The following is a 25,207-nucleotide window of genomic DNA, read 5'->3' as shown; positions in this document are numbered from 1 at the left end:
CCTTTTAGAGGTTATATAAGAGGCTCCTGAATACAAAACCGAGGTTTTGATAACGGTTAGAGGGGGGACTTCCATGCAGTATTCCTTTGCTTCCCGTGCACAGACCCTTTTGTCATCCCCGCTGCGCGATATCAGGGAACTTGCGAAGCGGGATTCTTTTATTTCCTTGGCGGAAGAGCTGCCGGCCGAAGAGTTATTCCCTTTGCATTCTCTGGCGGAGGCGGCGACATCGGTGCTGTCCGAGGACCCGCTGGCCCTGCAGTACGGTGAGGCGGAAGGCTATGGGCCGCTCCGCGAGTGGCTGAGCGAGGACTTCTCCCGGCGGAAAGGCCTGAGCGTCCAGCCCCAGCATATTTTGCTGACGACAGGCACCCAGCAGGCCATCGATTTGCTGGTCAGGGTGTACGTGGACCCTGGGGATCCGGTGCTGGTGGAGAATCCGACCTCCCCGGGACTGCTTCAGGTGCTGCGTCTTCAAGGTGCCGTCATCGTTCCTGTGGAGGGAGATCATGACGGGATGCTGCCCGAGCATCTGGAGGCCATGATCCGGCAGCATAAGCCGAAACTGCTTATGGCCGCGCCTAATTTTACCAATCCGACCGGCGTCATGTGGAGTTTGGAACGGCGTCAGCAGGTGCTGAAGCTATGCGTCTCGCATGGGCTTCTTGTCGTGGAGGATGATTCATACGGCGACCTTCATTTCGCGGATGCCAAGAATCCGAAGCCCCGCATTCCTTCCATCTTCTCGCTCGAAGAGCCGCAGGGAGGACATGTTCTGTATGTGGGCTCATTCAGCAAAACCGTAGCCCCCGCGCTTCGAACGGGATGGGCCGCCGGGAGCCGGCGATTGATCGAGATGATGACGGCCGTGAAGCAGATGGCCGACTGGCAATCCAGCATGCTCAACCAGCGGATGCTGCACCATCTGCTGGAATCGAAGCATTTTAAGCTGGAGGATCATATCGACATGCTCAACCGGGAATATGCAACGAGGCTCAAGCTGATGGTGGAGCTGCTGAAACGCAGCGCATGGAAGGATTCGAGGTACGCGGTACCGCCCGGCGGGATGTTTCTCTGGGTGCAGCTGCCCCCAGGCTTGGACGGGGAAGCGCTCCTGAGGGCGGCCTTGCTGAAGGGAGCGGCATTCCTTCCGGGCTCGATGTGCTCGCCGGCAGATCGAACCAGGGAGTGCATCCGGCTGAATTTTACGCATCCCGGGCGGGATGAGCTGCTGCTCGGCATGAATCTTATCAGCGAAGCCGTGATGGAATTTACGGCCCGGAATTAGACATGGAAGATTTCCTTTTACGAACGCGTTGAACATAGCAAAGCTGCGGATCGAGCCAGGCTCATAGGCTCAATCCGCAGCTTTTTTTCATGGGCGGATTTGTATGGGTTTCAAGATCCGGCCTATATTCAGTCATTATGATTTCAATACGGTGGCATAGTCTGCCAAGGCCTGCACGCCTGCCGGCGTCAGCACGTAGCGTCCGCGGCTCACCCGGCGGAACCAGCCGTAGTAGTTGCGCTGCAGAATGTCTGCCGCCGAACCCACGCCGCTCCGATCCCGCACAGCCGCGGGAGAAATGCCGGGCGGCACAGCAGGGACAGCTTTTTCTTGGAGCTCAAGCCCATCGGGGGCCGGTTCGTGCATGCTGCGCTGTTCCGCTTCCGCTGCATTCATGGCAGCAGCAACCCGCAGCGTTTTCTCGCGGTAAGCCGTCACCAGCTTGGCCCTCGTCACCCCGCCCGTGTTGTAATCGCCGCTGCGCTCCCGAAACTCGTACAGCAGGCGTTCCTTGCGCCTAATGGCGGTGCGGCCCTTCTGGACGGCCATCTCCGGCTCGCAGAGCACTTCGACGAAGGGCGCCTTGGTTTTGTAGAAGGTGACCGTGATGAGCCCCAATCCCAGTCGTCCGCAAAGCCCCGTCAGCTCGGACCAGCGCTGGTTGACCGCTCCTTTCTTCGCCCGGCTCTTCTCGACGGCCAGGTATACGTACGGGGTCAGCTTCAGCCGCTCAATGCCCTGGAGCAGAAGGGCCAGATTGAACGTTTTTTTCAGCTCCACGATCAGCGGTTCATCGGCACCGTCTTTCATGCCGACCAGATCGCAATTCCGTACCTCGCCTTTGACTTCATATCCGTTTAATTCGAAAAAGGCCTTCAGGGGAGCGTACAGCTCGGCTTCATGCTTTATCGCCATGATGACTCTCCTTTTAATCGAAAGTTGCTAATGTTACGTCAATGTAATTTCAGTATAGCATGAGGACTGCTTTCGCGGCGTACCCGAGTGTAGAATGAACCGGTGGTTAGATAAAAAAGCATACGCGTGACTTCGAAAATAAGGTCAACTATTCCAAGCAAGCCGCATAGGTATGTAATACACTTTTTCGATAATGGAATGTTTTCTAATGACGCTGTGGAATGGAAGCCAATCCCCATAAACAGACTCATAGGAGGTAGCGATATGGATATTTTCGAACGCATAGCATCGTATCGGGCAGAAGGCGACCGTTTGGCGTGGAGCGGCACATTCAGGGAATACATTGAAATACTTAAGAAGGATCCCTCTCCAGCCATGACGGCCCATGCCCGTGTATATGACATGATCGAATCCTACGGTTTCGAAGAGAGCGGGGGCCAGAAAAAATATAAGTTTTTTGAGCAGGAAATCTTCGGCCTTGACCGGGCTGTCGAGAAACTCGTGGAGGAGTACTTCCATTCGGCAGCCCGCAGGCTCGATGTACGCAAACGCATACTGCTGCTTATGGGACCTGTCAGCGGCGGCAAATCCACGCTTGTCACGATGCTGAAGCGCGGCCTCGAGAAGCATTCCCGTACCGACCGCGGAGCGGTATACGCGATCGCCGGCTGCCCGATGCAGGAAGAGCCGCTGCATTTGATTCCGACGGAGCTAAGACCGGAGATCGAGAAGGAGCTCGGCGTCCGAATCGAGGGGAATTTGTGCCCGGCCTGCCAGCTACGCCTTAAAACCGAGTACGGCGGCGATATCGAAAAGGTTGAAGTTGAACGGATATTAATCTCCGAGGAGAACCGGGTCGGCATCGGCACGTTCAGTCCGTCGGATCCCAAGTCGCAGGATATTGCCGATTTGACCGGCAGCATCGATTTCTCCACCATCACGGAATACGGCTCCGAATCGGATCCGCGCGCCTACCGGTTCGACGGCGAGTTAAACAAAGCGAACCGCGGTTTGATGGAATTCCAGGAGATGCTGAAATGCGACGAAAAATTTCTATGGAACTTGCTCTCCCTGACCCAGGAAGGGAACTTTAAAGCGGGCCGGTTCGCGCTGATAAGCGCGGATGAACTGATCGTGGCCCATACCAACGAATCCGAGTATAAGGCGTTCATTGCCAATAAGAAAAACGAGGCTCTGCAATCCCGGATGATTGTCATGCCGATCCCGTATAATCTGCGTGTCAGCGACGAGGAGAAGATCTACTCGAAGCTGATCGGCCAAAGCGATATGAAGCATATCCATATCGCGCCGCACGCGCTTCGTTCTGCCGCGATATTCTCCGTCTTGACGCGTTTGAAGGAAACGAAGAAGCAGGGCATGGATCTGATCAAGAAGATGCGCATGTACGACGGGGTGGAGGTTGAAGGGTATAAGGAAGCGGACCTGAAGGAGATGCAGAACGAATATCTGGAGGAAGGCATGTCCGGCATCGATCCGCGTTATGTCATCAACCGGATATCCAGTGCTTTGATTAAGCAGGATCTTCAGTGCATTAACGCGCTGGATATGCTGCGGGCGATCAAGGATGGGCTGGATCAGCATGCGTCCATTGCCAAGGAGGAGCGGGAACGCTACCTGAATTTCATTGCCGCCGCTCGCAAGGAGTATGACGATCTGGCCAAGAAGGAAGTCCAGAAGGCTTTTGTGTATTCCTTCGAGGAGTCCGCCAAGACACTGTTCGAGAATTATTTGGATAACATCGAAGCGTTCTGCAACTGGACCAAAATCCGCGATCCGTTGACCGACGAGGAGATGGATCCAGACGAAAGATTAATGCGCTCGATCGAGGAGCAGATCGGCGTCTCGGAGAACGCGAAGAAGGCGTTCCGGGAGGAAATCATGATTCGTATCTCGGCTTATTCCCGCAAGGGCAAAAAGTTCGAGTACCACAATCATGAGCGCCTTCGGGAAGCGATTGAGAAGAAGCTGTTCACGGACCTCAAGGACATCGTCAAAATTACGACCTCGACCAAAACGCCGGATGCCGTGCAGTTGAAACGGATCAACGAGGTAAGCTCCAGGCTGATCGAGGAGCATGGGTACTGCCCGGTATGCGCCAATGAGCTGCTGCGTTACGTGGGCAGCCTGTTAAACCGGTAAGACCGAATAAGGAATAGCATAAGCGGAAAGTCTGGAGAAGCCGCCCGTGGAATCGGGTGGCTTCTCCTCGTTTGGAGGGGATTGCCCGAATGGATGTGCAAATCTACACACAATTAGGACTTTGGGATTATGCCGGGGTGGTAAATATAGGCTATAATGGACCCTAAGTACTTGAACCTGTGATATGGATCACCTATTTAGGAGTGGATTTTTCGAAATGATTGATGTTTCCCCGAAAAGACGCCAGCAGTTGGAGTATATCGGATTGGACGAGCAAGGATTGGAGCTTCTCGCAAATCATCGTGAGGTATTTGCGAAGGTGGTTGAAGAGGTCGTGGACCGGTTTTACGCGCAGATCGGAACGCAGCCGCAGCTGATGCAGATTATCGGGCGCACCTCGACCGTGGAACGGCTTAAGGAAACCCAGCGGGTGTATTGGATGTCGCTTGCCGCAGGAAGAGTGGACGATGCTTATATTGCCGAACGGATTAAGATCGGACAAGTTCACTCCAGAATCGGCCTGACCACGGACTATTATCTTGGAAGCTACATGGTTTATTTGGATATTGCCGCCGATTTACTGAAGAAGCTCGTACCGGATCAATGGATTCAAGTGGTGCATGCCCTGAGCAAAATGTTTAACCTGGACTCCCAGCTCGTACTGGAAGCTTACGAAATGAAAGAGAAAGAGAAAATCAGCAACCTGGCTTCGGATCAGCAAAAAATGTTGGAAGCGATTACAACCGCGGTTCAAGAGTTGACGGCAATGATCGTGGAGCTGGATCAGAGCGCGGCGCTGATGGCCGACAACGCCATGAAAACGGCGGAGGCGCAGGATAAGGCGCATACGCTGACTTCCGAGCTGGGCGAAGAAATTTTGCATATCGAGCAGATGGGAAGTTTGATACGGGAAATTTCGGATCAGAGCCACCTGCTTGGCCTGAACGCGGCGATCGAGGCTGCCCATGCCGGGGAGTTAGGCAGAGGCTTCGAGGTGGTTGCCGGCGAAGTGCGGAAGCTGGCCACCAACTCCAAGAAGGCGATGGATGAGATTCAGGACAAGGTCAGCGGCATTATTCGCAAGCTGGGGCTCGTGGAGCAGGAATCGGAGAAAACGTCCATGAACGCGCGTAATCAGGCGGCAAGCTCGCAGGAATTGGCCGCCTTCGTGAAAATGATGGAGAAGCTGGCCGATGATTTGGAATCGCTTCAACACGAATATGATATTCGGAAGCACGATATCGAGATCGACGAAACCTCATCCGAGAAGGTCAGCGTATAACAGGGGTCAAGAAGCGAACGGATGACGTGCCTATATGTAAACGAACAGCAGCACCCGCGAATGAAGCAATCCTACTCATCGCGGGTGCTGCTGTGATATATACCGCTGTTTCACTGCTTCAACCGCCGTTAAATAAACCGTCGATGCAGCTTCTTGCCGTCATAGGAGAACAGAATCGGTTTGCCTTCGATGATGCTGTGCAGATGCACGGGTTTGCCCCAGAGCCGGTAAACATAAGGGATGGTGCGCTCCATATACTTCAGGTCGAGCTCAATGCCCTCGTACAGATGCTTGATCATCAGCTCGCCGGAACGGAGATGATCGCCGTCGGTCACGACGAGAAACGGCGAGCCGCCGTTTACGCGGGAGACGACCAGCTGATCGCGGATGTTCTCCCATGCCTTGTCGGTGATTTTCCACTCCGGGCCTTTTTTCTCGAAGACATAGAGGTCCAGGTCCTCCACGAGATCCTTTGTTAAATAATTGCGCAGGAAGGAAATATCGGAATCGTATTCGCGTACATCAAACATCTTCTCCCGATCCCATCGGCGCTCGATATCCTCGAAGATTTTCAGTCCGAGGTAGTAGGGATTCAGGCTATGGCGCGACGGCTGCACGACCGAGGCGTTGAGCTTGGCGAACTCCACCGTTTCCTCGCTGGTCAGGTCCATTTCCCGCAGGATGCGCTGATGCCAATACGAAGCCCAGCCCTCGTTCATGATTTTGGTTTCCATCTGCGGCCAGAAGTACAGCATTTCCTCGCGCAGCATGCTCATAATGTCCCGCTGCCAATCCTCCAGAATGTCGGAGTGCTCCTGAATGAACCACATGATGTCTTTTTCCGGCTCGGGCGGGAAGCGCTTGGGCGCCGCCGGCAATTTATCGGTTTGTTTGTCGCCGTCTTCGTCCATTTCCCATAAATCGTCATACCGGCCGGGAGGCTTCTGCCGCTTGGCTTCCTCCTTCTGCTCCTGCATCCGCCGTGCCGTGTAGCGCTGTTTATCGAGTTTATCGGGCCTCACGATATGGGGATCCACATGCTCCTGAATCGCCAGCACGGCGTCGATGAACTGCTCAACCGCCTCCGTGCCGTGTTCGATCTCATAGCGGGAGATGCGCTCGGCCGTGGCGGACATGCTCTCGACCATATTGCGGTTGGAGACGGAGAAACGTGCGTTGTTTTTGAAAAAATCGCAGTGTGCAAGGACATGGGCGACAATGAGTTTATTCTGGATCAGGGAGTTGCCGTCCAGGAGAAACGCATAACACGGATTGGAGTTGATCACGAGCTCGTAGATTTTGCTAAGGCCGAAGTCGTACTGCATCTTCATTTTATTGAAGGTTTTACCGAAGCTCCAGTGGCTGAACCGGGTAGGCATGCCGTAGGCGCCGAAGGTGTATATGATGTCTGCCGGGCAGATCTCATATCGCATAGGGTAAAAATCAAGGCCAAAGCCTGTAGCGATCTCGGTAATCTCCGCAATGGAACGTTCCAGTTCCGCGATCTCGTCTTGGTGCACGAGAATCCCCCCTTCGTCATTAAAAACATGGTTCTTATCATTTATATGGAATCCTGCAGCAGATATGCGGGCAGAAGAGGGGGCGCCGGGAATATATACAGGCCTCTGTCAAAATTTGTGCATCATCTCGGTCTGCAGACTTAGTAACCTGCCCGACTATGTAACGGTGACCCCCAGAATGCTTTGCGTTATAATGGGAATAATCCAGCGGTTTGGAAGACTTGCCCATTTATTAACCGATGGATAATAAGATAAGGTCAGGGAGGCAAATGAATGATCGATTTTCCTAAGCCCGATGTGGAGCAATTTTTTCAAACGTATGGCATTCGTACCTTCGGAATCAGTGCAGACGAGTCACGGCTTGTATTCAGCAGCAGTCTAAACGGAAAGTTCAATTTATGGGCCATGGAGTTAGAAGGGGAGACGTCCTACCCTTATCCGCTTACATACAATGACCAGATCGCAAGCTTCATTAAGCTGGACCCGGAAGGGCGGCATATCTTGACGGCGTTTGACCGCGACGGGAATGAGAATTATCAGTTTCATGCGCTGCGCTGGAACGGCGGCGAGCCGATGCCTTTGTTCGAAGGGGCGGACGCGGAGGACAAACATTATTTCGTGCATTTGTCAGAGGACGGCAAGCGACTGTATTACGTCACGTCGAAGGGGAATCCGTCCTACCTGAATTCGCGCGTATATCATCTGGACACCAAGGAGGATCATTTGCTGCATGAGGGCGAGGCGACGTCGACCGAAATGTGTGCCGTGAGTCCCGACGAGAAAACCATCGCGTATACGAAAATGTATGCCAACACCTACTATGTCAGTTACGTGAAGCGAGAGGGCGAAGAGCCGCTGTGCTTGACGCCTACGCCTGAACAGGTGCATATTTCGGGGGATGTGCTGTTTGTCAGCAATGACCAGGTCATTTTTGCAACAGACTATGAATCCGAATTTTCTTATGTGGCCCGTTACGACATCCCGCAGCAGAAGTTTGAACCCCTGTGCCGCATCGATCGGGAGAGCATCCAACTCTTGCGCTTCCATAAGGATTCACGAACCCTGTACATCGTTACGGAAAAAGGGGTAGAGGATCGACTGTATGCCTATTCGCTCGACAGCGGTGAGTTAACCGCCATTCCTCTTCCATCGGACATCGTGGAGCAGCTGAACGTCACGAAGTCCGGCAATCTGTACCTGCTCGCCCGGGGTGCGGTGAAGCCGCTTAACATTTACCGTTATGCAGGCGGCTCATGGAGCACGATCACAAAGAACGTGCTGACAGGGTTGACCGATGAGGACTTGGTGACGCCGGATGTCGTGACGTACCCATCTTTTGACGGGATGGAGATCGAGGCCCTCCTGTTCCGCGCCAAAGACAACGTGGCCAACGGTTATACGGTGTTTTGGCCGCATGGGGGCCCGCAAGCCTCGGAGCGCAAGCAGTTCCGCTCCATGTTCCAGTATATCCTGGCCAAAGGGTATCACATCTTCTGCCCGAACTTCCGGGGAAGCACCGGTTACGGCAGCTCCTTCGTGAAATTGGTGGAGCAGGATTGGGGCGAGGGACCGCGCATGGACTGCTTGGCAGGCATGGATTGGCTGTTCGAGCAAGGGATTTCGAGCCGCGAGAAGCTCTTCGTGATGGGCGGAAGCTACGGCGGTTATATGACCCTGCTGCTGGCGGGCCGGAATCCGGAGTATTTCAAGGCGGCCATCGACATCGTCGGGGTCAGCAACCTGTTTACCTTCTACGATTCGGTGCCGGAACACTGGAAACCAATTATGGAGCGCTGGATAGGCGATCCGGAGCGGGATAAAGAACGCTTCATCAAGGATTCGCCGATTACGTATCTGGATGATATGGTGAACCCGATGCTCATCATCCAGGGAGCCAACGATCCGCGCGTCGTTAAAGAGGAGTCAGACCAAATCGTCGAGGCCTTGAGAGCCAAGGGCCGTGACGTGGAGTATCTTGTGTTCGAAGACGAGGGGCATGGGATTACGAAGAAGGCCAACGAAAAGATCGCTTATGCACGGATGGTCGAATTCCTGAAGCGCAATCATTAAGCGTCGCATAAAAAAGAGGCATGCCCGAGGTCCAAACGGACCCCGAGGCATGCCTCTTCCTTATTGACCCGGATGATCCAGATCCTCTCTAGGATTCCAGAGCTTGATTCCGTCGTCCTCCAGTATGCCCAAGGTCACGTCCGAGATGTTCGGATCCTGGGTCAACAGGGTGTTGATTCTCATTTTGGATTGCCCGGCCTCGGCCAGGGTCATCCCCTTTTTCAGCTCGATGTAGGCTTCCACATGATAATTACGGCCTTCCTGCAGAATACGCAGACGATTGATGTCACGAACATCCGGATCGGCAAGAATGATTCCGGAGATCTTCTCTTCCACGTCCTTCGGAGCGGCCACCCCGATTAAACCGACCATGTTGTCATATCCGACCTTAAAGGCTACGCCCACCATCAGACAGCCGATCAGGATCGTGGCGATTCCGTCCAGGATGAGGAAATTGAAGAAATGCGCGAACACGATGGCGATCAGCGCGAAGAGGGCGCCAAGCGTTGCAACAATATCTTCATAGAACACAAGCCGTGTCGGCGGGGCGGCGCGGCCGGCATTTTTGAAAGCGGCGGGCAGCAAGGAAAGTCCCGATGCTTCGGTGCGGGTTTCCTTCATAATTTCTTTCATGGCTTTAACCAGGATGGAACCGTCAATGATAACAGCAATGGCCAGCACAATGAAATTGAGCCAGAAATTCGTGGCTTCTTCCGGATGTTTTAACAGCTTGAAGCCCTTCAGTATCGTTTCATAGGCCATGATGGTGACCACGATCACCGCGACCATGCAGACCAGGTTAATGACCCTGCCGAAGCCGGTGGGGAACTTCTTGGTCGGCTTCCGCTCGGCCAGGACGCTGCCTACGAATACGAATCCCTGATTCACGGCATCGGCCACCGAATGCATGGCGGAGGCAAACATCGTCCCGCTGCCGCTGATGGAAGCGGCAATCCCCTTGATGATGGCCAATCCCGTATTGCCCAGTGCGGCAATGGCGGATGAGGTATTTCCTTTCTTAATGAGCTGCCATGTGTTATTCAATCCAAACCCTCCGTCTATCATGTCGATTTTTAGTGGAATCCGAAGTATATATTATCATATCATGCCAAATTAAGGATATCCCTCTCTTTTAGATGAGATAAGATTACACAAAAATTACTTAACATGTTTTTTGTTACATTAAACATGATTTACTCATATCTTTATTTCTTGCCCAATACATTAAGAATATAGTGGAAAATAAAGGATGGGTGAAGCGTAGGAGGTTGGTTAGCGGTCTTTGGCATGAAGTGGAGAATCGTTTGTGACCCCTTGATATCCAAGCGGGAACTGCCTTGCAGCAAAGTGAATAAACACGAGGAGGAAATGTTATGAAAGCGTTAACAAGACCGGAGGCAGCCAAAGGCAAGGCGAACGAGGAATGGGGCCTGATCATATGCTCCAGATGCGATGAGATGGTGGACACGATTCCAACCGACGGAGTGAAAATCATTTATGGATTTTGCGGAAAAGGGGAATGCAAGGGCACGGACTATCAGAACTGAATGATCGTGGCGATTAGCGGAATGATTAACGAGCATGCTTCAGGGAGGAATCTTCCTGAAAGCATGCTTTTTTTTGGATTTATAACCTTTTTTGATGGGGTTAACAAAAATTATTGATACTTTATTATGCATTTTTAGACGAAAATATGTTGCATATATATTATATATGACGTATTATATCGGCAAGTAGAGGAAATGCACGCAGGAGGGATCACTATCGAACTGACGACAAGGCAGCAGGATATCGTCGATATCGTAAAAAAACATGCACCCATTACAGGAGATCAGATTGCGGAGATGCTGAATGTCAGCCGAGCCACCCTTCGCACCGATTTATCCAAGCTTGTGGTTCTGGATTATATTGATGCCAAGCCCAAGGTCGGGTACTTTCTGGGAAAGCGGGGAACGCGCGACCGGGAGGAAAAGTTTCGCCTTCTCAAAATGAAGGTTGGCGATCTGCACGGCGTTCCGGTGATTGTGCGTGAGACCACGACGATTCACGAAGCCGTTGTATCCTTGTTTCTGGAGAACGTGGGAAATCTGATCGTTACCGATGCCGACGGCCATCTGGCCGGTATCGTGTCCCGCAAGGATCTGCTCAAGGTAACGCTTGGCAACCCGACGGCCTCCTCCATGCCGGTAAGCCTGATCATGACCCGCCGGGCCAACGTAACAACGGTGCAGCCGGAAGACACGGTGCTGGATGCCGCACGAAAAATCATTAATCATCAAATCGATAGTCTGCCGGTGGTCGTTCCATCCACCACGGGAAATCCGGGGGAGCACTGGAAGGTTGTCGGTCGGATCACAAAAACGAATATTATCAAAATGCTGCTCGACATGGTAGCCGAGGAATAATGGGAGGAATCGGATGAATCAGGCATTAACTCATTTCATAGCAATCTGTTCGGACTCCATCGGGGAGACGGCTGAAGCGGTTGTTCAAGCTACCCTGCGCCAATTCGAGCTTCCGAATACAGAGGTTAAACGTTATATGAACGTTCGCGACGAGGAAGAATTAACCGAATTGATGGAGGAGGTGGCAAGGCGCGGAGGATTTGTGGCTTATACGCTCGTTCAGCCGGAGCTTCGCGAGGTCATGCGGGAAGAAGCCGTCCGGCTCAACATTCGCACCGTGGATATCATGGGGCCGATGATGCAGGCCTTTGCCGACACGTTCAACGACTATCCCAAGCGGCTGCCGGGCCTGCTGCACCGCTTGGACGACAGCTATTTCCGGCGGGTGGACGCAATGGAATTCGCCGTCCAGTATGACGATGGCAAGGATGTCAGCGCCATTTTGAAGGCGGACATCATCCTGCTGGGCGTATCCAGGATCTCAAAGACGCCGCTGTCGATGTTTCTCGCACATAAAGGCTATAAAACGGTCAATTTTCCGATCGTGCCGGAGATGTCGCCGCCCTCGCAGCTCAGAGAGGTCACGAACGGCACGATCATCGGGCTTACGATCGAGCCGGAGCATCTTCTCAAAATCCGCAGCGAGCGCTTAAAGGTCATGGGACTGCCGCATCAGGTGCAGTATGCAGCGCTGGAGCGGATCCAGGAGGAGCTGGATTACGCCTTGTCGCTGTACGAGGAGCTCGGATGTCCCGTCATCGACGTCACGGATAAGGCAATTGAGGAATCCGCAGGACTGATCATGAATTATCTGAAATAAGCAGCATCGGTTAGGAAAATAGCAGAAGGAGGGATTCAATCATGGAGAGTTCATTAGCATTGGAGCTTGTAAGAGTGACGGAGGAAGCAGCGCTGCAATCCGCCCGCTGGACAGGAAGAGGTGACAAGAACAGTGCTGATGAAGCCGCAACGGTAGCGATGCGCAAGCATTTTGATTCCGCAGCGATGGATGGGGTCGTGGTCATAGGGGAAGGCGAGATGGATGAAGCGCCGATGCTGTATATCGGAGAGCGCGTAGGGAACCGCAAAGGTCCGAAGATGGACGTGGCGGTGGATCCGCTCGAAGGAACGGAAACGGTGGCGAACGGGCTGAACAATGCGTTGTCCGTGATTGCCGCGGCTCCACGAGGAACCCTGCTGCACGCGCCCGATATTTATATGCATAAGCTTGCGGTCGGCCCCGAGCTTGCGGGCAAGCTGAGTTTGAATGACCCGATTGAGGTTACCCTTCGAAAAGCATCGGAGATCTTATCCAAGCCGCTGTCGGAGATGACCGTGTCCATTCTCGACCGCGAGCGTCACAGCACGATGATCAGGGCTCTGCGAGAATCCGGGGTAAGGATCAAGCTGCTGAGCCACGGCGATGTCATGGGAGCGATCGAGACCTGCACGGACAGCGAGGTCGATCTCTACGTGGGTTCCGGAGGAGCTCCGGAAGGCGTTCTGGCCGCAGCCGCCTTGAAATGCCTGGGCGGAGAAATCCAGGGACGGCTCATACCGGAGACGCCGGAGGATTTCGTCCGATGCCAGGGCATGGGATTGAAGCATCCCGAGCAGCTGTTGACGATGGAGGATATGGTAGGACGGGAAGGCGTGCTGTTCGTAGCCACCGGCGTGACGGCTGGAGATTTCCTGCGCGGGGTTAAATATATGCCGGGTCAGCGGGCCGAAACGCATTCGGTCATGATGTACTCCGGCACGAGAACCGTCCGTTATATCCGGAGCGTCCATCATCTGTTCCAAAGCAATGAAACCTTAGCCGCCGCTGCATCTTCTTGATGGATATGGGCGGCATCCGCTAAATAAAAGGCACTCCAAGGTTAGTCGACCTTCGGAGTGCCTTTATGCGTGGTTAACGGTTTGGCAAATCGTGCGCTCACCCGTGCCTCTTACGCCCGAGCATCAGCCAAGCTCCTCCAAGCACAAGCAGCACCGCGATGACAGGCTGAACGACCGAGAGGTAATTGAGTACGGGACCGATCGAGAATACCACGAAGAACAGCAGCGACAGGACGGTCAGAATGTTAATCGGGATGAGCAGCCACTTGTTACGCGAACCGAACCAGTAGAACTCGAACAATCCGGCCGCAACGGCAAGAATAAAGCCGGGCCACATCGACCCCCAAGAGTCGAACAAGGAAGCGATTTGGCTGACAATACCGGCTGTGAGCAGAATGCCGCCCGGTATCAATAGCCCGATTCCCTGACGTCCGACCAGCGAGAAGTACATCCAATGAAAAAACAGGCCTAACGGGATCACGAACAGGGTAGGCCAGAACGTGGCAAAGATAGAACCGGCGCCTACGGTACCGCCTTGGTTCAAGAGCAAGTATGCGCCGAGCAGGATGAGCAGAGGTGCCAAGATTGTACGTTTCGTCATACAAACTTCGTTCCTTTCCTTATATAGATTGATTATTCCAAGAATACCATGCAAGGGATGGGGGTGTCCTCGGTCCTTCGGGGAATGTTTTACCTAGACTTTAGTCTAGGATGGACATGTTTAGCCTATTGGCGGCTCGTTTAATAAGTTCCTAAACGTTCTGCTTAGACGAAGGACAGAAAAGACAGTCCTGCAGCAGAGAACCACAAAGCAGAACTGTCTTCGGATATAAACAAATTATGATGGCTTCTTGGTATACATCAGTCCGACGGTTTGAGGGCCGCAGTGGCTGCAAATGACGCAGCCCGCCGTAGAAATGCTGACCTGTCGTGCGCCTGTCTTTTCCTGCAGTTCCTTCTGCAGGAATCGGGCTTCCTCCTCGGCCATGGTATGTACAACAACTATCAGATCATTGTCCATCTTATCCACTTGAGCCAGTGCATTCTGAATCATTTGATCCAGCGCCTTTTCTTTTTTGCCGCGTACCTTGTAAGCCGGGATCATGCCGCCGTCCACGACTTTGATCACCGGACGGATTTTGAGCAGGCTGCCGATGATGTTTTGCATGCCGGAGCAGCGTCCGCCTTTATACAAATAATCCAGCGTATCGACAACGAATTCGCACTCCACTTCGTTTACGGTACGGCTTAATAGCTCCACAATTTGCGGTATGGACGAGCCTTCATTGGCCGCGTGAACAGCCTTCATCACAAGCAGTCCGATGCCGGAGGAAAGATTGCGCGAATCAAACACGGTAACCCGCCCTTCGGGCAGCTCGCCTGCAGCTATCAACGCATTTTGGTAGGTGGAAGAAAGCTCTGACGAAATGCTGAGGAACAGGATATCCTCACCCTGTTCAATCGAAGGCGAGAAGGCCGCAATGAAGTCGGACGGAGAAGGTGCCGCTGTTTTGGGCAGGCTGCCGATCTGATCGACTTTGGCATACAACTGTTCCGGTGTAATGTCGACTCCATCCCGTAAGGATTGTTCTCCGAATACGACGTAGAGCGGAACGATGCCGATATTATATTCGTCTATCCACGAAGGTGGTAAGTCGCAGGTGCTGTCAGCAAAAATTTTAATTTTACCAGGCATGAACATCTCCCTTTATCAACTATTTGAGTCTGTATTACTACTAGAATACCTTGTTTGATCAGAAAAGGAAATGCTCTTGTCGTTTTGAACACGAATGTGAAGGAATCGCCCAAAAAGCGGGAATTGTGCAACATTAACCCCAGGATTCCCGTTAATCATAATGGAGGTGGTTATATGGCAAAGCGAAAGCATTGGAGCAAAATAATCACAGCAGCTGCCGCAGCTATGCTGATCATGGCAATGACGGCATGCAGCGGCGAAGGCCCGACTTCTCAGCCGCCGGCGGATCCGAATCCAGTCGAGGATGACGTGAAGGAACCGGCTGAACCTGCAGAAGAGCCCAAGTACGAGATAAAGCAAGGAACCGGTACTTACGTAGGTCAAATCGATAACAATTCGATCGAAATCGAGACGGCCGACGGTCCGACCGCATTCCGGCTGGGCGAGGGGATGGATCAGGTCATATCCAAACTTCAGGGAGAAGAGTCCGTCTCCTATGAGTACAGGGAACAGCCGGTTGAAGGCGAGGAAGATTTGAAGCAGCTGATCCTCATCGAATTGACGGTGGACGATGAAGGCGGCGGCTCGGGTTCCGAGAACGCGCAGCTTCCGGAAACCAAGGATTTCGAGCTGGAGCTGGAGGGCATGAAAGAAACCAAAGCAGCCAAACTGGCCGAGGGTGACGGCTATGCGCTGTATATATTCGATATTTTTTCCTTTGATGCAAAAACCAACAGGCTGACCATGAATGTGGACCCGGATTATTACGTCGAGATTACGAAGCTGCCTTCGGATTACAACGCGGACATACTCAAGCTTGAGGGGGAGAAGGAGCTTGCGGAGGTTGGCAAAGTCCATGAAGCTGAGGGCAGTGAAAGGCACAAAGTCATAGAGGATGCATCCGTGTATATGATAGGCGAAGGCGAGGGCCTGACCAAGATGTACATTGTGGATGAGTTTGACGGCCAGGGTTATATATTCCGCGTAAATAACCCTCACCGCGAACCTTCCGAAGGATTTGCTACACATGCTTTTACATCCTTGAGCTCGATTGTTAATCGATAACGCTCATTCAAACAGCCCCTGTCGTTTGGCCATAAGGCCAAGCAGCAGGGGCTGTTTCGATATTAGAGGGGGCCGACGTTACTTGGACGTCTCCAAGTACTGCTTAATGAAGCGCAGTGCATTCGCATCGCGTTCCGTGCCTTCGCGAATCCCCGCAAACATTTCTTTCTTCAGGACGGGCAGTTCTTCGCCAAGCGGGCTGCCCATAATATCCACGGCATACACATGCTCCGCGCCGTCTTCCTCATTTGTACCCTTCACCAGCATCTCCGGCGTAAGCAGTTCCTTCAGTTCGCCTTCGACTTCCCCTTCGAGCGGGCGTACCATGCCTTGATTGCCAATCCAATCAAAGGCGGTTTGATCCATGATATACAGATCAGGACGTTCGGTGGACAGCACCAGCAGTGCCTTTTGCAGCATGGCGGCATCCTGCGGATTGTTGGAATCCAGGGGAGGCACGTAGTTAATGTTAACGGTTACGCGTTTCCAATCGGGAAATTGGGCCAAAATCGCGTCTTCGATCGGTTTAAGGTCCTGTCCGCCATCCTGGCTCATATAAGAACCGAGGAACATGACTTCCAGGTCAACCGGGGGCAGGCTGGCCAGCCGTTCCTTCTCTGCCTGATGGTTGAAAATGCTGATCACGATATAAATGAGTACGCCCACCAGGGCAATGCCGCCGAGTACGTGGAATTTATAATAACGGAAGAAATGGTCGGTTTTCTCCGCCGTCCCGGCAAACCTCTTGTATTTACCGTACCGTTTCTGATTCATCTCTTCCAAAGCTTTACGGTTCTCTTCTTCAAGGATGAATTTATAGGCTCTGGTGATTTCGGCAAACTCGGCTTCGATCTCCTCCACCCGGTCCGGCTCCCGCCTTTGATGCGAACGGGTTTGGCGCATGAGCAGCGTATACCGGTCGTCAAGCTGTTCCTTGGTTGCATCCTCCGGCAGACCGAGCCGCTCATAGGCTTCTTTCAGTTGGTCCATTCATGTCACCTCTTCTATACTGTGAGAGTTTCCTAGTTACCAGTATATAGCGTAGAGGCAGCAGGTTACAAACGTTTATGAGATGTTTCGACGCTTCTCGGCTTGCTATGGGGCAAACTGTCATCCATAAGAGGAAACCGTCCGACTTGGCAGCTTGCCAGGATGGTAAATCATTCATCGATTTCCTGAATGATTGTGAATGTTTTTGAAAGTTTTAGATTGTTTTTTGAGGCGAATATGATACTATATGCTGTAGAGGGGGATTCATTATGCTGACGGAAGAAAGATACCGAATCATATTAGAGCGCTTACAACAGCGAGGTGTCGTGAAGCTGCAGGAATTGGTAGAACTCCTTGAAGCTTCGGAATCGACGGTAAGGCGAGATTTGATCGACCTTGAAGAACGCCAATTGCTAAAGCGTATTCATGGCGGAGCCGCTCTGCCGAGCCCAAAGATACAAGAACCTGGAATTGAGGAAAAAACGTTCAAAAACATTCAACAGAAAAATGCGGTTGCCCGGCTGGCTGCTGCACAGGTTGAGGATGGAGAGAGCATTTACCTGGATGCGGGTACGACCACGCTAGCCATGATTCCGTTCATCGACGCCAAAGACGTCACGGTTGTCACGAACGGTTTATCCCATATCGAAGCGTTGGTCAGCAAGCGGATCAAAAGCTATCTGCTGGGCGGCATGATGAAGATTCATACCAAAGCCGTCATCGGAAGCATCGCGCTGCAAAATATGGACAATTTCCGTTTTGACCGGTGCTTTCTGGGCACGAACGGCGTGGATGCGGAGATGGGCTACACCACCCCCGATCCGGAAGAAGCCTTGATCAAGCGGCGGGCCCACCAGCTGTCCGCTTCCAGTTACGTCCTTGCGGATTCCAGCAAAATCGGAGAGGTTTCCTTCGCCAAATTGCTGGACCTGAGCGAAGCAACGCTGATTACGGAGTCCTTGCCGGAATCATGGAGGAAGGTCATTTCACAGAAAACCAAAATAATTGAGGGATCATGATGATATATACGGTTACACTGAATCCTTCCATTGATTACATCGTGGAAGTTGAACATATCGAGCTTGGCGGATTGAACAGAATGACCCGGGACATGAAGTTTCCTGGCGGGAAAGGAATTAACGTATCGCGTGTGCTGAACCAGCTGGGAGCCGATAATACGGCTATCGGTTTTCTTGGCGGTTTCACCGGCCGTTATATCGACGAGATGCTCGGTAAGGAAGGAATCCGCACGGATTTCGTGAACATCGCGGACGATACCCGCATCAACGTTAAGCTGAAGCATGGCGGAGAGACCGAGATCAACGGCTTGGGACCCGATATCCGGGAAGACGAAACGAAAGAGCTGCTCCATAAGCTGTCACAGCTTGAAGCCGGCGATATCGTTGTGCTGTCAGGCAGCGTGCCGCCTTCCCTGGGCTCGGACTTTTATGGCCGTCTGATCGAAGCCTGCCGAAAGGGCGGCGCCGAATTCGTCATGGATACCACCGGCGAGGCTCTAATGAGGGCATTGGCCTATAAGCCGCTCCTTGTGAAACCGAACCACCACGAGTTGGCCGAGTTGTTCGGCGTTGTCATTGACTCGAGGGAGCAGCTTGTGGAGTACGGACAAAAACTGCTTGAGAAGGGCGCGCAGCATGTCCTGATTTCCATGGCCGGAGAAGGGGCGCTGTTCATCACGGCCGATCGGGTCTATCACGCCCATGTTCCGCCGGGTACCGTCCGTAATTCGGTCGGTGCCGGCGATTCGATGATTGCCGGATTCGTCGGCACGCTTGCGAAGGGCCAGGGTCCGATCGAGGCATTCCGGACGGGGGTCGCCTCTGGAAGCGCTACGGCGTTCTCGGACGACTTGGCGGCAAGGGAAGCGATTGATGAGCTGCTTCCTCTGGTTAGGATCACGGAGTGGTGAGCCGCTTCACATCAAATAACCGGTAATGGGCGGTTATGGCGCGGTTATCACCGCGAAGATTTCAAGGGAGTGTGAATCAGCATGAGAATTACGGATTTAATGATACAAGCAACGATGATCATGGATCTGAAGGCGGCCACGAAGGAGGCTGCCATCGATGAACTGATCGGGAGTCTGGCCGCCAGCGGGCGGATCAACGATCCGGTTTTGTTTAAAGAGATGATCCTGAAGCGTGAAGCCGAATCCAGTACGGGGATCGGCGGCGGCATTGCGATGCCCCACGCCAAGACGAAAGCGGTTAACGAGCCGACCGTCGTGTTTGCCAAGAGCAGCGGGGGCGTGGATTTCGAAGCGCTGGACGGTGAGGCGGCGCATGTATTTTTCATGATCGCCGCTCCCGAAGGAGCGGGGAATACGCATCTGCGTACCCTTGCAGCGTTATCGAGGCTGTTGATCGATGCGGAATTCATCGCGCAGTTGATGAAGGCGGAGACGCCGGCGGAGGTAACGGCTTTATTCGACTCCAAGCAGACGGTTGAAGAAGCCGCCAAGGCTGAGAGGGAAGCGGCCAAAAAAAGGGAAGCCGCACAAAAAGAAGCGGAGAACAAGCATCGGGAATCCGGCATTGCAGCCCAAGCTGACCAACGGGATGTTTCCGCCGGGGACTCGACTCCGTTCGTGGTTGCCGTAACGGCTTGCCCGACCGGCATTGCCCATACGTTTATGGCCGAAGACGCCCTTAAGAAGAAAGCCCAGGAGATGGGCGTCGAAATCCGGGTGGAAACGAACGGCTCGGAGGGCGCGCAGAACGTATTGACGGAAGAGGAAATCCGCAGGGCCTCAGGCGTCATCATTGCCGCCGACAAAAACGTGGAGATGGCCCGCTTTAACGGAAAACCCGTTCTCCAGCGTCCTGTCAGCGACGGCATCCGCAAATCGGAGGAGCTGATCCGCAAAGCGATGGGCGGCGATGCGCCGATCTACCGCAGCGAAGGCGGCGGTGAGCCGAAGGCGAAGGACGCGGAGAAGGGCAGCATAGGCACAAAAGTGTATAAGGACCTGATGAATGGTATTTCGCACATGCTGCCGTTTGTCGTGGGCGGCGGCATTCTTCTCGCCATCTCCTTCCTGATCGAGCAGCTTGCCGGCGAGGATCATCCGCTCTTCCAGCTGCTGCAAACGATCGGCGGAGGAGAGGGTGCCTTCCACTTCCTGATTCCGGTTCTGGCGGGCTTCATAGCGCTCAGCATAGGCGATCGTCCGGCATTGATGCCCGGCATGGTCGGAGGCCTGATGGCCCTCAATTCCAATTCGGGATTCCTTGGCGGTCTTGCGGCAGGTTTCTTGGCCGGTTACGTGGTTATCCTGCTGCGCAAAGCGTTTGCGGGGCTGCCCCGAGCGCTTGACGGCTTAAAGCCGATTCTGTTGTACCCGGTCGTCGGCCTGCTTATTACCGGAACGATCATGTTCTACTTGTTCGATCCGTTCTTCAGCTGGATCAATCTCGGCCTGATTGATATTCTTAACAATTTGGGTACCGGCAACGCGGTGATTCTCGGTCTGATTCTGGGCGGGATGATGTCGATTGATATGGGCGGTCCCTTCAATAAAGCGGCTTATGCATTTGCGATCGGCGTATTCACATCCAGCGGCAACACGAACGGAGCCATGATGGCTGCGGTCATGGCCGGCGGGATGGTGCCTCCGCTGGCCATTGCTCTGGCCACGACGTTCTTCAAGCATAAGTTCACGGAGCAGGAACGCAAATCAGGCGTGACCAACTATGTGATGGGCCTTTCCTTCATAACGGAGGGGGCGATCCCGTTCGCCGCGGCCGACCCGCTGCGCGTACTGACATCCTGTATTCTTGGTTCCGCGGTGGCAGGCGGGCTGACGCAGCTGTGGAGCATCAACGTTCCGGCCCCGCACGGGGGAATCTTTGTCGCTGCTCTTGCCAATCATGCGCTCCTATTCCTGCTCTCGGTTCTCATTGGTTCGGTGATCTCGGGTGTGCTGCTTGGAGTTTGGAAGAAGCCGCTTGAACGAAAATAGACTCAATTACACGGGTTCAGGGTAAGCCATTCAGCTTACCCTGAACCCGTTTTTTCTTTTGACGGCAGGTCCTGATTTTCTGAATAAGAACGCTTAGGAATGGTGTACCGAGCGGGAATAAACGGGGGATCCGCGATTTTCTTGGGGAACAGAATCTATGAACATCCGGATTTCTACTGGGTACGTCATGGTATAATCTAGTCATGTTAGAAACAGGAAGGAGAGAGGACAGAGATGAGAGAACAGAACAACAGCAGCCGGGGGTCTGAGCAGCTGATCGATGAAATCAACCGGACGTCTACAACCGATGGGATGGCAGCCGTATGGTTTTTGGGTCAGGAGAGCGTTGTCCTGAAGGGCGGAGAGGTCGTTATCTATATCGACCCTTATATGTCAGCCGACCTGGAGCGCAAAGCGGGATTTCAGCGAGCGTTTCCGGCTCCGCTGCAGCCAGAGCATATTACGAATGCAAACATGGTCCTGATCACCCATGAGCACGATGATCATATGGATCTCGGAACGATTGCGGTCATCGCCAAACAGAATCCGGAAACAGCGTTTGTAGCGCCGGCATGCTGCCATGAAGCGATGCGCGGTGCCGGCGTGGCGCCGGAGCGGCTGTTTGCGGCCGTATGCGATGAATGGCAGCAGTTTGACGGCTTTCGTCTGATGGCGATTCCGGCTGCCCACGAGACCTTGGATGAGCATGAAGAGTTTGGACACCGATTCGTCGGTTACCTGGTGGACATCCAGGGCGTGTTGATCTACCATGCGGGAGATACCGTAGTCTATCCCGGATTGGTGGAAAGGCTGCAGGCGCACTCCATCGATATCGGGATGGTGCCGATCAATGGGGGAGATGCCTTCCGCCGGAAGGACGGCATCGTCGGGAACATGGGCTTCCGGGAAGCCGCAGAACTTGCCGCAGCGTCGGCATTCGATTTGACCATTCCGATGCATTACGATATTTTTCCATGGAATGGAGAGAAGCCGGGGTACTTCGTGGATTATTGCTATGAGAATCATCCGTATATGAAAACCAAAGTGATGGCGCGCACCGAGCGTTTGCTTTATGTAAAAGCCGAATAAGCGATAGACATTCCGATGGAATTTTTTTTCAAATGCGGGACAACGAGTTCGCAATTTTTCGAAATGACAAGCATATGAATAAGACATGCCTTTATAAATGGAGATGTGGGATATGCTGTCATTTCGAAAACATGTCATTATCGTGATCGGAAGCTTTCTGATCGCGATGGGGACAAATTTTTTTCTTGTCCCGCATAAAGTTCTGGATGGCGGAGTTATCGGGATTGCTCTGATCGCCAACTACGTGTTTGACCTACATATCGGATTCGTAATCATTTTGTGCAGCATCCCCATGTTTATCGCCGCCTGGATGTTAAATCGCGAAATCTTTTACAACAGTCTGTCAGGCATGCTGATATCTTCGTTTGTCATCGATTTGCTCTCCCCGTTGCAAACGGATTTTTTGCGTTTTTTTGCTCCCCATGTGATAATCAGCGCGCCCATAGGCGGTGCGTTGATCGGAGCCGGGCTAGGATTGATGCTGAGGAATGATGCAAGCACGGGCGGAACGGATCTGTTGGCTCATTTTCTGGCAAGGTATGTGCCATTGAATGTAGGCGTCATTATTTTGCTGATGGATGCCGTCATCATCGGATTCGGCGGCGTTCTGCTCTCGGGAAGCACTTTCGTGTACTCCATTCTGACGATTGTTGCAGGCGGTTTTACAACGGGCATGATTACACAGAAACGATGGTTTTCGAAAGAGAAGGATTAAATAACAGACAAGCCTATCAAGATCGACTTGATAGGCTTGTCTGTTATTTATGAAGATGAAACATGCAGCGAACGCCATCTATGAATTACTACGGCATGTGCATAAAGATTATTTATGGGAGGTTTGAGCTTCCTGAAAGGCGTGGATATAAGCACGGGCCTTCTCCGTAATCAAATTGAAGTCTCCGCTCTTAAGCGCGTCTTTGGTCAGATCGGACCCGATTCCGACCGCGAATGCCCCGGCCTTGATCCATTCATGCAGATTGTCCAGATTCACGCCTCCGGTCGGCATGATATTGGCCTGCGGCAGCGGGCCCTTCAGAGACGGTATGACGGACGGAGAGTACAGATTACCCGGGAAGAGCTTAACGACATCGACGCCAAGCTCAAGCGAGGCAACGATATCATGAACGGTTACGGCGCCCGGCATGACCGGAATGCGATATCGGTTGCAGAGCATAATCGTATCGCGGTCGAACCCTGGGGAGACCACGAACTCGGCACCGGCCAGGATCGTGATTCTGGCTGTTTCTGCATCCAGAACCGTTCCGGCTCCGATGATGGCATAGTTGTCCGCTTGCGGGTCTTTGGAAGAGTACATTTTGGATAACGTCGTAATGGCTTCCGTAGCGAACGGTACGGTCATGGTCACCTCGATGACCTTGATGCCGCCTTCAATCGCGCGTTTGGCAATCTCTACAACCTCATCGGGAGAATCGCCGCGCAGGACCGCGACAACGCCAGCCTGATGGATCTGTTCGATCAGTTTCAATTTTTTCATGTTATACACTCCTTCTTAATCTATGCATTCTATTAGATGATGGCTTGATATCCAATCATAGCGGGTCAACGTTCGATATGGGCGGCATTTCCTCGCCGCTGCTGAACTTCCTCCCAGGTCGGAAGCGCTTCCCAGTCACCTGGGGCTTGGATGACCAGGGATCCGGTTAATCCGCCTAGGGACACGGCCTCCTCCGGTGTCCAGCCTTTGGCGATGCCTGCCAGGAAGCCTGCGCAGAAGCCGTCTCCCGCGCCAACGGTATCCACTACGTTATCCACACGCTCAAAAGGAAGGGAGTAGGTCCCGGTTTCCCGAACAATAACGTTGTTTCCGTCGAAACTCTTGATCACGGACATGCCGGGCAGCTGACGCAGACGGTCCAGGATCACCTGCTCGTCCTCCGTTTCGAACAACAGCTTGCATTCATCATAGCCAGGAAGGAAATAATCACAGCTTTCGGCAAGCTCCAGCAATACGGGGCGAGCCTCCTCAATGTTCCACAGCTTCAGCCTGAGGTTCGGATCAAAGCTGATCTGGACGCCATGCGTTTTGCATACGGAAATGACATGCCGTATCGTCTCCAGGCAGCTGCTGCTTAAGGCGGCGGTGATGCCCGTGAAATGAAGGATGCGGGCCTTGGCTATGTATTCGGAGTCTACATGGTCCGGCGTCATTTGGCTGGCGGCAGAGCCCTTGCGGTAGTAATAGACGGAGGATTGACCGCGAACGTTCTGTCTCAGCATAAGACCGGTCGGTGCCGCATCCGTTTGTCTGGCGCTGGAAACATCGACCCCTTCACCTCGAAGCGTTTTCAAAATGCCGGTTCCGATCGGATCGTTGCCCAGCTGGCCGAACCATCCGCTGCTGCAGCCAAGCCTGGAAAGCCCGATGGCGAGGTTGCTTTCGGCGCCGCCGAAGGACTGGGCCATGGTTCCTCCCTGGCCAATGCCTCGTGTGCCTTCGGGATATAATAATCCCATCGATTCGCCGAACGTGATGACATCGATAGGACGCATACCATTATTCATAGAATTTACCCCCTTATATTCAGTCTCCGTTATTAACACTTTACCCTGATGGTGATGATAACTCAATAAAAAATAACACAATATAAATAACCTCCTATCCGAGAAAGATAGGAGGTATGCATGGGCTTTCAGCATAGGAGAAAGCAAAAAAACAATGCTTAGAAACCTTTATACTGAGGCTCTTCCTGTTCAAGCTGCTGAACCCGCTGGGCTACTTGGTCTACGACTTGCTGCGTTTGTTGTGCCGCGGTAGTGAACAGGTCCTTGGCATTTTGATCTTGCGTAGACAGCGCAAATTGCTCAAGGCTAGCCTGAGCGCTTTTTAAGGATGAGAGGCATGTTTTCACATCGGAAGCTACGGTCATTGGTTTTTATCACTCCTT

23 protein-coding genes are annotated in these 25,207 nt (G+C 53.0%); 14 read left to right on the top strand and 9 right to left on the bottom strand.

Annotation, left to right across the window (positions count from 1 at the left end; translation table 11 throughout):
• The first annotated feature begins 73 nt into the window (after positions 1-73).
• Positions 74-1,288: an aminotransferase-like domain-containing protein gene (locus tag M1D70_RS24820; RefSeq protein WP_456288245.1), complete on the top strand. Its 1,215-nt coding sequence runs from the start codon at positions 74-76 to the stop codon at positions 1,286-1,288.
• 135 nt (positions 1,289-1,423) lie between these two features.
• Here M1D70_RS24820 and M1D70_RS24815 read toward each other — a convergent pair whose 3' ends face one another.
• The gene (locus M1D70_RS24815) at positions 1,424-2,203 is read right to left on the bottom strand and encodes a DUF2161 family putative PD-(D/E)XK-type phosphodiesterase (RefSeq protein WP_456288244.1); all 780 of its coding nucleotides are present in this window, start codon (positions 2,201-2,203) and stop codon (positions 1,424-1,426) included.
• A gap of 264 nt (positions 2,204-2,467) precedes the next feature.
• Between M1D70_RS24815 and M1D70_RS24810 the strand changes: the two genes are divergently transcribed.
• Together M1D70_RS24810 and M1D70_RS24805 are read left to right on the top strand one after the other, a co-directional pair.
• Positions 2,468-4,363 (top strand): PrkA family serine protein kinase, encoded by a 1,896-nt coding sequence (locus M1D70_RS24810; RefSeq protein ID WP_009595712.1) that lies wholly within the window; start codon positions 2,468-2,470, stop codon positions 4,361-4,363.
• 217 nt (positions 4,364-4,580) lie between these two features.
• On the top strand, positions 4,581-5,645 hold the full coding sequence (locus tag M1D70_RS24805; protein ID WP_009595763.1) for a globin-coupled sensor protein: 1,065 nt from the start codon (positions 4,581-4,583) through the stop codon (positions 5,643-5,645).
• Between the two features lie 128 nt (positions 5,646-5,773).
• Here the strand turns inward: M1D70_RS24805 and M1D70_RS24800 are convergent, their stop codons facing one another.
• Entirely contained in the window at positions 5,774-7,165 is a 1,392-nt protein-coding gene (locus M1D70_RS24800) for a SpoVR family protein (RefSeq protein ID WP_009595786.1), read from the bottom strand.
• A 273-nt stretch (positions 7,166-7,438) separates the two neighbouring features.
• Here M1D70_RS24800 and M1D70_RS24795 point away from each other — a divergent pair, with 273 nt between their 5' ends.
• Positions 7,439-9,235: a S9 family peptidase gene (locus M1D70_RS24795; RefSeq protein ID WP_009595733.1), complete on the top strand. Its 1,797-nt coding sequence runs from the start codon at positions 7,439-7,441 to the stop codon at positions 9,233-9,235.
• Positions 9,236-9,295: 60 nt separating this feature from the next.
• Here M1D70_RS24795 and M1D70_RS24790 read toward each other — a convergent pair whose 3' ends face one another.
• A complete protein-coding gene (locus tag M1D70_RS24790; RefSeq protein ID WP_456288243.1) occupies positions 9,296-10,279 on the bottom strand; it encodes a cation diffusion facilitator family transporter in 984 nt (327 codons plus the stop codon).
• A gap of 329 nt (positions 10,280-10,608) precedes the next feature.
• Here M1D70_RS24790 and M1D70_RS24785 point away from each other — a divergent pair, with 329 nt between their 5' ends.
• The 4 genes from M1D70_RS24785 (at position 10,609) to glpX (ending at position 13,479) form a co-directional block, all read left to right on the top strand.
• Positions 10,609-10,782: a GapA-binding peptide SR1P gene (locus tag M1D70_RS24785; RefSeq protein WP_009595780.1), complete on the top strand. Its 174-nt coding sequence runs from the start codon at positions 10,609-10,611 to the stop codon at positions 10,780-10,782.
• A 195-nt stretch (positions 10,783-10,977) separates the two neighbouring features.
• Positions 10,978-11,640, top strand: a complete 663-nt coding sequence (locus tag M1D70_RS24780) for a helix-turn-helix transcriptional regulator (protein ID WP_009595798.1) — start codon at positions 10,978-10,980, stop codon at positions 11,638-11,640.
• Positions 11,641-11,653: 13 nt separating this feature from the next.
• Entirely contained in the window at positions 11,654-12,460 is an 807-nt protein-coding gene (locus M1D70_RS24775; RefSeq protein WP_009595762.1) for a pyruvate, water dikinase regulatory protein, read from the top strand.
• A 41-nt stretch (positions 12,461-12,501) separates the two neighbouring features.
• A complete protein-coding gene (gene glpX / locus M1D70_RS24770) occupies positions 12,502-13,479 on the top strand; it encodes a class II fructose-bisphosphatase (RefSeq protein WP_009595806.1) in 978 nt (325 codons plus the stop codon).
• 97 nt (positions 13,480-13,576) lie between these two features.
• Here the strand turns inward: glpX and M1D70_RS24765 are convergent, their stop codons facing one another.
• Together M1D70_RS24765 and M1D70_RS24760 are read right to left on the bottom strand one after the other, a co-directional pair.
• Entirely contained in the window at positions 13,577-14,080 is a 504-nt protein-coding gene (locus tag M1D70_RS24765; RefSeq protein WP_009595848.1) for a hypothetical protein, read from the bottom strand.
• 237 nt (positions 14,081-14,317) lie between these two features.
• Positions 14,318-15,175, bottom strand: coding sequence for a DegV family protein (locus M1D70_RS24760; RefSeq protein WP_009595793.1), 858 nt, complete (start codon positions 15,173-15,175; stop codon positions 14,318-14,320).
• Between the two features lie 174 nt (positions 15,176-15,349).
• Here M1D70_RS24760 and M1D70_RS24755 point away from each other — a divergent pair, with 174 nt between their 5' ends.
• On the top strand, positions 15,350-16,240 hold the full coding sequence (locus M1D70_RS24755; RefSeq protein ID WP_456288242.1) for a hypothetical protein: 891 nt from the start codon (positions 15,350-15,352) through the stop codon (positions 16,238-16,240).
• Positions 16,241-16,318: 78 nt separating this feature from the next.
• On the opposite strand, the gene M1D70_RS24750 is transcribed toward M1D70_RS24755, so the two are convergent.
• The gene (locus M1D70_RS24750) at positions 16,319-17,230 is read right to left on the bottom strand and encodes a J domain-containing protein (RefSeq protein WP_456288241.1); all 912 of its coding nucleotides are present in this window, start codon (positions 17,228-17,230) and stop codon (positions 16,319-16,321) included.
• A gap of 269 nt (positions 17,231-17,499) precedes the next feature.
• Between M1D70_RS24750 and M1D70_RS24745 the strand changes: the two genes are divergently transcribed.
• From M1D70_RS24745 to M1D70_RS24725, 5 genes are all read left to right on the top strand, one after another.
• Positions 17,500-18,249 carry a DeoR/GlpR family DNA-binding transcription regulator gene (locus tag M1D70_RS24745; RefSeq protein WP_456288240.1) on the top strand — a complete coding sequence of 250 codons (750 nt, stop codon included), beginning with the start codon at positions 17,500-17,502 and terminating at the stop codon, positions 18,247-18,249.
• Complete coding sequence (gene pfkB / locus M1D70_RS24740; protein WP_456288239.1) at positions 18,249-19,160, top strand: 1-phosphofructokinase; 912 nt, start codon at positions 18,249-18,251, stop codon at positions 19,158-19,160. Before M1D70_RS24745 ends, pfkB begins: the two co-directional genes overlap by 1 nt.
• Positions 19,161-19,241: 81 nt before the next feature.
• On the top strand, positions 19,242-21,212 hold the full coding sequence (locus M1D70_RS24735; RefSeq protein WP_456288238.1) for a PTS fructose transporter subunit IIABC: 1,971 nt from the start codon (positions 19,242-19,244) through the stop codon (positions 21,210-21,212).
• A gap of 234 nt (positions 21,213-21,446) precedes the next feature.
• Positions 21,447-22,301, top strand: coding sequence for an MBL fold metallo-hydrolase (locus tag M1D70_RS24730; protein ID WP_456288237.1), 855 nt, complete (start codon positions 21,447-21,449; stop codon positions 22,299-22,301).
• 112 nt (positions 22,302-22,413) lie between these two features.
• Positions 22,414-23,016 (top strand): YitT family protein, encoded by a 603-nt coding sequence (locus M1D70_RS24725; RefSeq protein WP_009595800.1) that lies wholly within the window; start codon positions 22,414-22,416, stop codon positions 23,014-23,016.
• A gap of 108 nt (positions 23,017-23,124) precedes the next feature.
• On the opposite strand, the gene M1D70_RS24720 is transcribed toward M1D70_RS24725, so the two are convergent.
• From M1D70_RS24720 to M1D70_RS24710, 3 genes are all read right to left on the bottom strand, one after another.
• The gene (locus M1D70_RS24720; RefSeq protein WP_009595706.1) at positions 23,125-23,796 is read right to left on the bottom strand and encodes a bifunctional 2-keto-4-hydroxyglutarate aldolase/2-keto-3-deoxy-6-phosphogluconate aldolase; all 672 of its coding nucleotides are present in this window, start codon (positions 23,794-23,796) and stop codon (positions 23,125-23,127) included.
• A 65-nt stretch (positions 23,797-23,861) separates the two neighbouring features.
• The gene (locus tag M1D70_RS24715; RefSeq protein ID WP_456288236.1) at positions 23,862-24,824 is read right to left on the bottom strand and encodes a sugar kinase; all 963 of its coding nucleotides are present in this window, start codon (positions 24,822-24,824) and stop codon (positions 23,862-23,864) included.
• A gap of 158 nt (positions 24,825-24,982) precedes the next feature.
• Positions 24,983-25,189 carry a DUF1657 domain-containing protein gene (locus M1D70_RS24710; protein WP_009595791.1) on the bottom strand — a complete coding sequence of 69 codons (207 nt, stop codon included), beginning with the start codon at positions 25,187-25,189 and terminating at the stop codon, positions 24,983-24,985.
• Positions 25,190-25,207: the final 18 nt, after the last annotated feature.

The sequence above is a fragment of the Paenibacillus sp. AK002 genome, from assembly GCF_053903045.1.
The sequence above is the reverse complement of the archived record's forward strand: the minus strand, read 5'-3'. Positions and strand labels throughout refer to the sequence as shown.